This is a genomic window from Bacteroides sp. OM05-10AA, assembly GCF_003439055.1.
Lineage (GTDB): Bacteria > Bacteroidota > Bacteroidia > Bacteroidales > Bacteroidaceae > Bacteroides > Bacteroides intestinigallinarum.
On sequence record NZ_QSUR01000020.1, the window covers coordinates 58088 to 70543 of the forward strand.

A 12456-nucleotide genomic window follows, 5' to 3' on the forward strand; every position below is an offset into this window, starting at 1 on the left:
ATTATTAATAAAAATTATACTGTTCCGGTAAAAAGTGTCCGGTTTACAATGCTGCGCCCCAGAGTTACTTCATCGGCATACTCAAGTTCATCGCCAATTGATATGCCACGGGCAATGACACTTAGTTTCACACCCAGCTTATCTAACTTGCGATAGATGTAGAAGTTGGTAGTATCCCCCTCCATCGTGGTACTTAAAGCCAGAATAACCTCTTTGATTCCACCTTCAGCCACCCGCTGCACCAGGCTTTCAATCTGAAGGTCACTCGGTCCGACTCCGTCCATTGGAGAAATGACTCCACCTAATACATGGTAAAGTCCGCGGTACTGCTGTGTGGCTTCCACTGCCATTACGTCACGAATATTTTCCACTACACAAACAGTGGAAGCATCCCGTTGCGAATTAGCACAAATCTGGCAAGTTTCAGTATCGGATATATTATGACACACTTTGCAATACTTCACCTCACGTTTCAAAGTTATGATAGAATTCCCGAAAGCTTCCACAGTAGCCGTATCCTGACGGAGCAGATGCAGGACAAGCCTCATAGCTGTCTTACGCCCGATACCCGGAAGTTTGGAAAATTCGCCGACTGCCTTTTCAAGCAGTATAGAAGGATATTGTTGGTTCATAGATAATAATTGCTGTTCTATCGATAAAACCTTGCAAAGATACAGATTATTGTTTTTAATACCTACAAAAATTGCTACCTTTGCATCTGTTATGATGATACTTATCACTATTATTTGCTACTTTGCGGTATTACTACTAATAGCCCGTATCACCGGACGCAAGGGCGGATCGAATGCAGCGTTCTTTAAGGGAGAGAACCAATCACCTTGGTATATAGTCTCTTTCGGAATGATTGGCGCCTCTATCTCCGGAGTCACTTTTGTTTCTGTACCGGGAATGGTGCGCGGAATGGATATGACTTACATGCAAACGGTACTCGGATTTTTTTTCGGATACATGGTTGTGGCTCACGTCTTACTTCCTTTATATTATAAACTAAATCTAACAAGTATCTACGGGTATATCGGCACCCGTATCGGATTGCGTGCTTATCGCACAAGTTCTTTTTTCTTTCTACTGTCACGCATGCTCGGAACCGCAGCCAAACTTTATCTGGTCTGCCTCATTCTACATACTTATGTATTTCAGGAAATGCACGTCCCCTTTTGGCTGATTGCTGTCGGCTCTGTTACACTGGTATGGATATATACTCATAAAAGCGGGATAAAGACCATCGTGTGGACAGATACCTTACAAACATTTTGCCTGATTGCCGCCCTGATCTTTATCATCTATTTTACGATCCAAAGATTAGACCTTGATTTAAGCGGTATTGTCCAAACAATCCAAAGTAGTGAACATAGCCGCATTTTTGTATTTGACGACTGGGTATCGCGGCAAAACTTCTTCAAACAATTCTTCAGCGGTATCTTCATCGTTATCGTGATGACCGGACTGGATCAGGATATGATGCAAAAGAACCTTTCCTGTCGGAACCTCCGGGAAGCACAAAAAAATATGTATTGCTACGGCTTCTCGTTCATTCCATTAAATTTTCTTTTTCTATGCCTGGGAATTCTATTGATAACGCTAGCGGGACAAATGCAGCTCGAACTACCGGCTATGAATGATGATATACTACCCATGTTTGCAGCGCAAGGTTATCTGGGACAATCCGTATTAATTCTCTTTACAATCGGTATTATCGCAGCAGCTTTCAGCAACTCGGATTCCGCTCTGACAGCAATGACAACCAGCGTATGTGTAGACCTGCTGAATACCGAAAAAGACACAGAAGAGGTAGCGCGTCGCAAAAGGAATAAGGTACATTTACTGCTATCAATCTTATTGGCATTTTTCATTTGCCTGGTAGAAATGCTCAACAACAAAAGCGTAATTGACGCCATATATATCATCGCCTCCTACACGTACGGCCCCCTACTCGGAATGTTCGCTTTCGGGCTCTTTACCCGAAGACAAACAAATGACCGATGGGTCCCTCTGATAGCCATCCTTTCACCGCTACTCTGCTATCTTGCCGATTGGTGGATTGGAAAAGAAACCGGATATAAATTCGGTTATGAATTGCTAATGTTAAATGGAACGCTTACCTTTGCGGGCTTAATGTTGATGTCTAAAAAGGAGCTACAAAGAAATAAATGACAAGAAGATGGAAATAACAAGTGCTGAATTTGTGATTAGCAATACGGACGTGAAGAAATGCCCGGCCGGAATTTTCCCGGAATATGCCTTTATAGGCCGTTCAAATGTGGGTAAATCAAGTCTTATCAATATGCTGACTAACCGTAAAGGACTGGCTATGACTTCCGCCACTCCGGGAAAAACGATGTTAATCAACCACTTCTTTATCAATAAGAACTGGTACCTCGTCGACCTTCCGGGATATGGCTATGCCCGACGCGGACAAAAAGGAAAAGACCAGATACGTACCATAATCGAAGATTACATCCTGGAACGGGAGCAAATGACCAATCTCTTCGTCCTGATAGACAGTCGGCTGGAACCTCAAAAAATAGACCTGGAGTTTATGGAATGGCTGGGCGAGAATGGTATTCCCTTCTCTATCATCTTTACCAAAGCCGACAAGCTCAAAGGTGGACGTTTAAAAATAAATATCAATGCTTACTTACGTGAGTTGAGTAAACAATGGGAAGAGCTCCCGCCTTACTTCGTTTCTTCCTCGGAAGACCGTATGGGGCGTACAGACATACTCAACTACATCGAAAACATAAACAAGGATCTCAATATTAAATGAAAAAAGAATGAAAATGAAAAAGAGTTTTTTATCAATTGCCTTTATGGCAGCATTTATGCTAATGGCGACTAACAGCCAGGCACAATCATGGTCAGATTTATTGAATAAGGACAACATTTCAAAGGTAGTGAATGCCATAACAGGAAATACCGAATCTATCGATATGACCGGAACATGGAACTACAAAGGTTCGGCTGTAGAATTTGAATCGGACAACTTGCTGATGAAAGCAGGAGGAGCGGCCGCAGCTACTATGGCTGAAAACAAACTGAACGAGCAATTAAGCAAAATAGGTATTAAAGACGGTCAGATGAGCTTCACCTTCAATGCCGACAGCACTTTCACCAGCACAGTGGGTAAAAAAACATTGAAAGGAACTTATTCCTACAACGCTTCAACCAAACAAGTAGACCTGAAATACCTGAAACTGCTGAATCTGCATGCAAAAGTTAATTGCAGCTCCAGTTCACTGGAGTTACTGTTCAACTCGGACAAGCTACTGAAACTGATGGCTTTCATCGGTAGCAAAAGCAACAGTACCGCACTAAAAACAGTTAGTTCACTCGCTGATAATTACGACGGAATGATGTTGGGATTCCAACTCTCAAAATAGCAAAAGAGAGCCGTTTAATACTATTTCGCACTCTATAAAGTATATTTTAGGGGAAAAAGCATTATCTTTGGCATTTGTAATCAAAAAGAGAAGGAAAAATGAAAAAGATACTTTTTTTAATGACCCTGTTAGTAATGGGTGTAAGTTTTGCATTTGCGCAAACAAATGCAGATATCAAGTTTGACAAAACAACTCACGATTTCGGTAAGTTTTCAGAAAATAGTCCGGTTGTCAGTTGCACATTTACCTTTACTAATATCGGTGATGCTCCTTTGGTAATCCATCAAGCTGTAGCCTCATGCGGATGTACAGTACCCGAATATACAAAAGAGCCCATCATGCCGGGCAAAAAGGGAACAATCAAGGTGACTTATAACGGAACAGGCAAATATCCGGGACATTTCAAAAAATCAATCACCTTGCGTACCAATGCCAAAACAGAGATGGTAAGATTGTATATCGAGGGCGATATGACAGCAAAAGATGCAAAGTAGGAAAAAATAGACTATTACATAAAGGAGAATCTTTCGGTTCTCCTTTTTTTTTGTTTACTTTGAGGACGGAAATGTAAATTGACACATTAGCAAATTATAAAAACTATGAAACAAGAAGAAGACAAATTCACCGGGTTACCCGAGAATGCGTTCAGAGAGTTGAAACCCGGGGAAGTGTACAACCCGTTGATGGGTCCCTCAAAAAATTATCCGGAAGTTAATATCTGGTCAGTTGCATGGGGTATTGCCATGGCAATCCTATTTTCAGCCGCCGCTGCCTATCTGGGGTTGAAGGTCGGACAGGTATTTGAAGCCGCTATTCCGATTGCAATCATTGCCGTAGGAGTTTCCGGAGCCGCAAAAAGAAAAAATGCGTTGGGAGAAAATGTTATTATCCAGTCTATCGGAGCTTGTTCCGGTGTCATTGTTGCCGGAGCGATCTTTACCCTCCCCGCTCTTTATATTCTTCAAGCCAAATATCCCGAAATGACGGTTACTTTCATGCAGGTATTCATCAGCTCCTTACTGGGTGGTGTATTGGGTATCCTGTTCCTGATTCCTTTCCGAAAATATTTTGTTAGTGATATGCATGGAAAATATCCTTTTCCGGAAGCAACGGCTACTACACAAGTGCTGATCTCCGGAGAAAAAGGAGGCAGCCAGGCTAAACCGTTATTGATGGCAGGTATGATCGGTGGATTATATGACTTCATCGTAGCTACATTCGGATGGTGGAACGAAAACTTCACCACCCGTGTTTGCAGTGCCGGAGAAATGCTCGCAGAAAAGGCAAAGTTAGTATTCAAGGTAAATACCGGTGCTGCTGTACTCGGTTTGGGATATATCGTCGGACTGAAATATGCTTCCATCATTTGTGCCGGTTCATTGGCTGTATGGTGGATTATCATTCCGGGAATGTCCGCTATCTGGGGCGACAGTGTATTGAATGCCTGGAACCCGGAAGTTACATCTACCGTAGGAATGATGAGTCCGGAAGAGATATTCAAATATTATGCCAAGAGCATCGGTATCGGTGGTATTGCTATGGCAGGTGTGATTGGTATTATCCGCTCCTGGAGCATCATCAAAAGTGCTGTCGGACTGGCTGCTAAAGAGATGGGTGGCAAAGGAAATGTGGAGAAAAACATTATCCGCACGCAACGGGATCTTTCAATGAAGATTATCGCTATCGGTTCGATCATCACATTGATACTAATCGTATTATTCTTCTACCTCGACGTTATGCAAGGAAACCTGTTGCATACATTGGTAGCTATCGTTTTAGTTGCAGGTATCTCTTTCCTGTTTACCACAGTAGCCGCTAATGCTATTGCCATTGTAGGTACTAACCCGGTTTCGGGAATGACGTTGATGACACTGATTTTGGCCTCCGTAGTAATGGTAGCTGTCGGTCTGAAAGGTCCTTCGGGTATGGTTGCCGCATTGGTGATGGGTGGTGTGGTATGTACTGCACTGTCAATGGCAGGAGGTTTCATCACCGACTTGAAGATTGGGTACTGGCTCGGAAGTACACCCGCCAAACAGGAAACATGGAAGTTCTTGGGAACGATCGTATCAGCTGCAACAGTGGGCGGTGTAATGATTATCCTGAATAAGACATACGGATTTACAAGTGGCGCACTGGCTGCTCCACAAGCCAATGCAATGGCAGCCGTTATCGAACCGTTGATGAGTGGTGTAGGCGCACCCTGGTTGTTATACGGCATCGGTGCTGTCTTAGCGATTATTCTGACTCTTTGTAAAATTCCTGCATTAGCTTTCGCACTGGGTATGTTTATTCCATTGGAACTGAACGTACCGTTGGTAGTGGGTGGAGCTGTTAATTGGTTTGTGACCACCCGTGGCAAAGATGCAAGCCTGAATACGGAAAGAGGGGAAAAAGGAACCTTGTTGGCATCCGGTTTCATTGCCGGAGGTGCATTGATGGGAGTAATCAGTGCTGCAATGCGCTTTGGCGGAATCAATCTGGTCAATGAAGCATGGTTGAACAATACTTGGTCTGAAGTGTTGGCATTAGGAGCATACGCATTATTGATTCTTTACTTTATAAAGGCTTCAATGAAAGTTAAATAATTAATTATGAGGAGACTATTATCCATCATAGTATCACTTATAACTGCAATAACATTTGCACAACAGCCCGTCGAGCTACCTTTGTGGCCCGACGGTGCTCCCAATTCCAGTGGGTTAACTGGAGAAGAGCAGGAAGTGCGCCCCCATTTTGTCACCAATGTCACATACCCCACTATGACGGTCTACCATCCGGAAAAGCCAAATGGAATGGCCATTATCATGTGCCCCGGAGGAGGTTATCGTGGACTTGGTATGGATGGAGAGGGCTATGATATGGCCCCCTGGTTTTGCGGACAAGGTATCACCTATATTGTGTTAAAATACCGGATGCCGAACGGACATTGCGAAGTCCCCATATCAGATGCCGAACAAGCAATTCGCATGGTACGGCAACATGCCAAGGAATGGAATGTCAATCCTCACAGGGTAGGAATAATGGGAGCCTCTGCAGGAGGACATTTAGCTTCTACAATCGCCACTCATTATAATTCGGAAACACGTCCGGATTTTCAGATATTACTTTATCCGGTGGTCACGATGATGCAAGTCACCCGGGGAAATACAAGAGAGGCATTGCTCGGTAAGAATCCTACGATGGAACAGATACAGAAATTCTCTGCCGAACTGCAAGTAACTCCCGATACTCCGCAAGCATTTATAGCTATTACCTCCGACGATCCTTCCGTATCGCCTTATCATGGAGTAAACTATTACCTTGCTTTACAAAAAAACAAAGTCCCGGCCACTCTCCATGTCTATCCTACCGGAGGACATGGCTGGGGATTTCAGGACAGTTTTAAATATAAGCAACAATGGACACAAGAATTGGAGAAATGGCTGCGTGACGGTGTTGTATTCCCGGAAGATTCGGAACCTATGTTACGAATCGGGAAATCTTACCTGGGAACCAAATATGTGGCCAACACATTAGACCAAGACGAAAAAGAAGCGCTAGTGATTCGGACTGATGCCGTAGACTGCCTCACTTTTGTAGAATATACACTTGCACAGGCACTCGGTTCTTCCTTTGCTGACAATCTGCAAAAAATACGCTATCGGGATGGCATCATCAACGGATATCCTTCCCGGTTGCATTACACTTCTGAATGGATTGAAAACGGCGTTCGCCACGGATTCCTCACAGATATTACTGCCAAGAACAGTGTACATACTAAGAAATTAGCTCTTTCATATATGTCCGCTCACCCCCGGCAATACAAAAAATTGGCTGATTCGCCGGAAAATGTACTACAAATGGCCGAACATGAAAAAGCAATCTCCGGAAAAGTGGTACATTGGCTGCCGAAAAGCGAACTGCCGGAAGCCGGATTGCCCTGGATCATGAATGGAGATATTATTGCCATTACAACGAAGGTGTCCGGATTGGATATAGCTCATGTGGGAATAGCAGCATATAGACATGGAAAACTGCATCTGCTACACGCTTCTTCTACATTGGGAAAAGTAGTTGTCAGCGATGAACCTCTCAATCACATGCTAAACAACAATAAATCGTGGACAGGCATACGTGTTGTCCGGATGTCTCACTCTAAAAATAACTGATTATGAAACGAGTAAAACATTTCCTTCTCGTCTCGTGCTTATTCCCCACTTTGCTGGGAGCACAAGAAATGGCAAACGCCTACTTTCTGGAACTTACTCCGGACGCCCAATCGGCAGGTATGGCAGGTACAGGATTAGCTACCACCGATAACGGTAGTACAGCTATCTTTCATAATGCTTCTACCATCGCCTTCTCACAGGAAGTGATGGGTGCGAGTTATTCATACGCTAATATCAACAAAGACTATGCGCTACATAGTGCCTCCCTTTTCTATCGGATCGGCAGGGAAGGCATACATGGATTTGCTATAGGTTTCCGGCATTTCAAAGATCCCAAAGTATTTGATTACCGTCCGCATATATGGGATCTGGAAGCTGCCTATTTCAGAAATGTAGCCAAGAATCTGTCGATGTCATTAACGTTCAGATACCTGCAAGCCAAAGCCGCAGAAGGTGCAGACACCAAGAATAGTGTTTGCCTGGACTTCGGTGCGACTTACTATCGCAGCATGGCCCTGTTGGACGAAATGGCTTCCTGGAGCATTGGTTTCCAAGCTGCCAACTTAGGCAAAAAACTGGATGGACAGAAGCTACCCGCCAGATTAGGCTTAGGGGGTACGATCGACTTGCCGTTCAGTATAGAAAATCGTTTGCAGGTTGCGCTCGACTTCAATTACCTGCTTCCTTCTGAAATCCGTCATCTACAGGCCGGTGTAGGAGCCGAATATAATTTCCTGAAATATGGTGTTGTCCGTGCAGGATACCATTTCGGCGACAAAGACAAAGGAGTAGGTAACTACGGCACTCTAGGCTGCGGAATAAACTTCTGGCCGATACGTGCAGACTTCTCTTATGCCTTTGCTGATAAGGATTGCTTTATGCACCGCACCTGGCAACTGGGAGTTGGAATAGTTTTCTAAGCTCATCTTCGAGGCGTTGCTTCACTTCGTCCATCGGCACATCGTGCTTTAATTCCTGACGAAGAGAAGTGACGCCTTTATCTATAAATCCACAAGGGTGGATATAGCTGAAATAACGTAAATCCGTATTCACATTCAAAGCCAGTCCGTGCATAGTGACAAAGTGACTGCTCCTCACTCCGATAGCACAAATCTTACGCGCACGGGGCGTATCACCCTCCAGCCACACTCCTGTCGCTTTCTCTAAACGTCCGGCTTCAATGCCATAAGAAGCACATACGCGAATCACCGTTTCTTCCAACAGATGAACGTATTCTTTCAATCCTAACTGAAATTCCTCAAGATTCAGTATCGGATAGCATACCAGTTGTCCGGGACCATGATAAGTGATATCCCCTCCCCGATCAATATGATAAAGAGTAGCGTCAATCGCTTTCAGCTGTTCATCACTCAACAGCATATTATTTTCTTTCCCGCTACGCCCTAATGTATAAACATGGGGATGCTCGCACATTACGACACGATTTTCATAACTCCCGCCCTGAACTTTTGCCCGGACAATATCATCAAACCATTCTGTCTGCCGTTGCCATGCTTCGGCATATGGGATTAAATTCCAATCAATAAAAACTGTTTTCATAAAAACAAAGGTAAGAAATAAAAAGAAAATGTGTACATTTGTTGGCCTAATATAACAAACACAACTATGAAAATGGACTTTCCACAGGTAGACTTGCCTACCGAAGTATTAGCATGGACGAATGTTACGGAAGACATTCTCAATATTTATAAGCAATCGTGTCGATTGCAGGCATGTATTGTTGCCATCTGCACCGAAGGTTCGATGAAAGCCTCCATCAATCTGCTTGATTATGAAATTCGTCCTAATGACCTGATAACATTGTTACCGGGAACAATCATCCAGTTTCGGGAGAGAACAGAAAAAGTATGTCTTTGCTTTGCCGGCTTCTCCGCCCATTGTGCCGGACGAATCAATCTGATGAAGAATATTGGTAATGCATATCCCAAACTGATAGAGCAGCCGGTGGTTCCTCTTAATGAAGAAGTAGCCAGTTATCTGAAAGACTATTTTGCTCTATTATCACGGGCCAGTTGCAATGAGAATTTCGAAATGGATTCCGAATTGGTTGAGTTATCTCTTCAGACTATCCTGACAAGCATACGACTGATATATCATAAATTTCCGGGTGAGAACAGCAGTTCGAACCGCAAAAAGGAAATCTGTCGTGAATTGATTCAAGCCATCACCGAGAATTATAAGAATGAACGTCGTGCACAATTCTACGCAGACAAACTGGGAATCTCGCTTCAGCATCTAAGCACAACCGTGAGACAAGTGACAGGTAAAAGTGTATTGGACACCATTGCTTATATTGTAATCATGGATGCCAAAGCGAAACTGAAAGGCACTAATATGACTATCCAAGAAATAGCTTATTCTCTAAACTTCCCCAGTGCCTCATTCTTTGGTAAATATTTTAGGCGGTACGTAGGAATGACGCCATTGGAATTCAGAAACAGATAATTCTTACGAAGAACGATAGAGGATAAAATTATAACAACGAATTGCAAAAAAATGAACGGTGAATAAATTGCGCATGATCCGCAAAGTATTCACCGTTTATTATTTACTTACAGTTTGTTTTCTTTTTACAGTCGCTTACTCATTTTCTTCCCAAGCTCAATGAATTGAGCACTACACTCACACTGGAGAAGGCCATTGCAGCACTTGCCAACATCGGATTCAATAACAAACCGTTCAATGGGAACAAGATACCGGCAGCAATAGGAATGCCGATCAGATTATAAATAAACGCCCAGAAAAGATTCTGATGAATCAGTTTGACCGTCTGCTTTGACAGCTGAAAAGCTTTAGGAAGCAGCAATAAATCCGATGTCATCAAAGTTACCATAGCTACGTCCATAGCAATATCAGTTCCTTTCCCCATGGCGATGCTGACGTCAGCCAGTGCCAAAGCCTGCGAATCATTGATACCATCTCCTACCATAGCGACTTTCTTTCCCTGCATTTGAAGCTCACGCACAAATTCGGCTTTATCGTCCGGCAGAGCGTCAGCGACAAAACGTTCGATTCCTAAACGGGAAGAAACAGCTAATGCCGTCCGCTGCCCGTCACCCGTCAACATACAAATGTCAATACCTTGACGTTTCAGTTCTTTCACTGCTTCGGCTGAAGTAGCTTTTATCGGGTCAGAAACAGCAATGATAGCCAATAACTCGTTTTCGCATCCAAAGTAGATAATACCATTGCCATCCGATTCATAGCGAACCAGCATTTCAGCCATCACATCATTTACTGTCGCACTGAAATCTTTTAGGAGTTTATGACTACCTACCCAGTAGGTATGTCCCTCATAAGAGACTTTGATTCCTTTTCCCGTAATACTTTCGAAACTGTCCAATGCAGCAGGTTTTATCTTCTCCTCATCCTGAAGTGCAGAAACGATAGCACCGGCAAGCGGATGCTCCGATTTCATTTCCGCAGCTAAAAGCACATCTTTGAAATGAGGTTCCTGCGATTGTGCCCATAACCATCCGGTAGCAGTAGGGTGTCCTTCAGTCAATGTTCCGGTTTTATCCAGTACAACGACATCCACTTTACGCATTTGTTCCAAAGCTACCGCGTCTTTAATCAGAATATGCTGGCTGGCAGCTTTGCCTATTCCCACCATCAATGCAGTAGGCGTAGCAAGTCCCAAAGCACACGGACAAGCAATGACAAGGACAGAAACAGCTGACAGGATACCATAAGAGATATATTCACTACCACCGATAGCAACCCATAAAACAAATGTCAGGATAGCAATGCCCAATACGACAGGTACAAAAATTCCAGTAATACGATCGACGATACGTTGCACGGGAGCTTTGCTACCCTGCGCTTCCTGCACCATGGAAATGATGCGGGCAAGCACCGTTTCACTACCTACCTGTGTGGCATGTATGATAAACGAGCCACGCTGGTTGATCGTTCCTGCCAAGACTTTATCGCCTTTCTTCTTTTCTACCGGAACCGGTTCACCACTAATCATACTTTCGTCAACATACGAATCGCCTTCGGAAAGCTGACCGTCCACAGGTATCTGTTCTCCCGGGCGTACAACAACCATATCACCTATCTGGAGGTTCTCGATCAAAATCTCCTCTTCCACTCCATTGCGCAGAACCCGGGCAACTTTAGGCTGCATTCCCATCAACTTGCGAATAGCAGTCGAGGTATTTCCTTTAGCACGCTCCTCCATCAATTTTCCGGTAAGAACGAAAGCGATAATCACCGCAGAAGCCTCATAATAGACGTGCGGTTCCAATCCACGAGCATACCAAAATTCGGGGAAGAAAGTATTGAACAGACTGAACAGAAAAGCAATGGAAGTACTAAGTGCAACCAGTGTATCCATATTGCTCCGTCCCAGTTTAGCCTGTTTCCAAGCTCCGGTAAAGAAACCACCTCCGAAAAAGACCATGACAGGGATAGCAAGTACCATTTGAATCTCATTAGAGTAGGGTACATGCATCAGTATCATGGAAAATACCAGCAACGGTACTACCAAAATCCAAGCCCCAATCACCTTCCACTTCAAACGAGTGTAACGCTTATGCTGCTCCTCTTCCCGGCGTTCCTCCTTGTGGGCTTCTTCCACAATCAGATCATAACCTGCCGCAAGCACAGCCGCACGGATTTCCCCGGGAGTCAGCTGGTCTTTCTCATAAGAAACGGTCAATGTATTGGTAGCAAAATTAACGGAAGCCTCAATGACTCCCGGCAATTTTTTCACTGTTTTTTCTACATTATTGGCACATCCTGCACAATGCATATTAAGTACAGGAAATGCCTTTTTTATTGTGTTACCCATATAATTATTATTTACGGTCTTCCCTTCCTCCCGGAAAGGAGTCGGGGAAGAACCATTGTTTGTTTATAGAAACAAGCTAATACAGGTA

11 protein-coding genes are annotated in these 12456 nt (G+C 43.8%); 8 read left to right on the plus strand and 3 right to left on the minus strand.

The features are described 5' to 3' along the window. Positions 1–14: 14 nt before the first annotated feature. Positions 15–632 carry a recombination mediator RecR gene (recR, locus tag DXB58_RS16100; RefSeq protein ID WP_122137559.1) on the minus strand — a complete coding sequence of 206 codons (618 nt, stop codon included), beginning with the start codon at positions 630–632 and terminating at the stop codon, positions 15–17. 91 nt (positions 633–723) lie between these two features. Between recR and DXB58_RS16105 the strand changes: the two genes are divergently transcribed. The 7 genes from DXB58_RS16105 to DXB58_RS16135 all read left to right on the plus strand — a co-directional run bounded on the left by DXB58_RS16105 (position 724) and on the right by DXB58_RS16135 (position 8472). Beyond that, positions 724–2175 carry a sodium:solute symporter gene (locus DXB58_RS16105; protein WP_122137517.1) on the plus strand — a complete coding sequence of 484 codons (1452 nt, stop codon included), beginning with the start codon at positions 724–726 and terminating at the stop codon, positions 2173–2175. Between the two features lie 7 nt (positions 2176–2182). Further along, on the plus strand, positions 2183–2788 hold the full coding sequence (gene yihA / locus DXB58_RS16110; RefSeq protein WP_122137518.1) for a ribosome biogenesis GTP-binding protein YihA/YsxC: 606 nt from the start codon (positions 2183–2185) through the stop codon (positions 2786–2788). Between the two features lie 13 nt (positions 2789–2801). Further along, positions 2802–3401, plus strand: coding sequence for a DUF4923 family protein (locus DXB58_RS16115; protein WP_122137560.1), 600 nt, complete (start codon positions 2802–2804; stop codon positions 3399–3401). A gap of 98 nt (positions 3402–3499) precedes the next feature. Then, a complete protein-coding gene (locus tag DXB58_RS16120) occupies positions 3500–3895 on the plus strand; it encodes a DUF1573 domain-containing protein (RefSeq protein WP_004300420.1) in 396 nt (131 codons plus the stop codon). A gap of 105 nt (positions 3896–4000) precedes the next feature. Further along, on the plus strand, positions 4001–5989 hold the full coding sequence (locus DXB58_RS16125) for an OPT family oligopeptide transporter (protein ID WP_122137519.1): 1989 nt from the start codon (positions 4001–4003) through the stop codon (positions 5987–5989). Between the two features lie 6 nt (positions 5990–5995). Beyond that, positions 5996–7552, plus strand: a complete 1557-nt coding sequence (locus tag DXB58_RS16130; protein WP_122137520.1) for an N-acetylmuramoyl-L-alanine amidase-like domain-containing protein — start codon at positions 5996–5998, stop codon at positions 7550–7552. A gap of 2 nt (positions 7553–7554) precedes the next feature. Continuing rightward, positions 7555–8472 carry a PorV/PorQ family protein gene (locus DXB58_RS16135; protein WP_122137521.1) on the plus strand — a complete coding sequence of 306 codons (918 nt, stop codon included), beginning with the start codon at positions 7555–7557 and terminating at the stop codon, positions 8470–8472. On the opposite strand, the gene lipB is transcribed toward DXB58_RS16135, so the two are convergent. Beyond that, positions 8429–9112, minus strand: coding sequence for a lipoyl(octanoyl) transferase LipB (lipB, locus tag DXB58_RS16140; RefSeq protein WP_122137522.1), 684 nt, complete (start codon positions 9110–9112; stop codon positions 8429–8431). The two genes, DXB58_RS16135 and lipB, sit on opposite strands and share 44 nt — an antisense overlap. Positions 9113–9178: 66 nt before the next feature. Here lipB and DXB58_RS16145 point away from each other — a divergent pair, with 66 nt between their 5' ends. Further along, entirely contained in the window at positions 9179–10018 is an 840-nt protein-coding gene (locus tag DXB58_RS16145; protein WP_074636520.1) for a helix-turn-helix domain-containing protein, read from the plus strand. Between the two features lie 139 nt (positions 10019–10157). Here the strand turns inward: DXB58_RS16145 and DXB58_RS16150 are convergent, their stop codons facing one another. Beyond that, the gene (locus tag DXB58_RS16150) at positions 10158–12368 is read right to left on the minus strand and encodes a cation-translocating P-type ATPase (protein WP_122137523.1); all 2211 of its coding nucleotides are present in this window, start codon (positions 12366–12368) and stop codon (positions 10158–10160) included. Between the last annotated feature and the right edge of the window lie 88 nt (positions 12369–12456).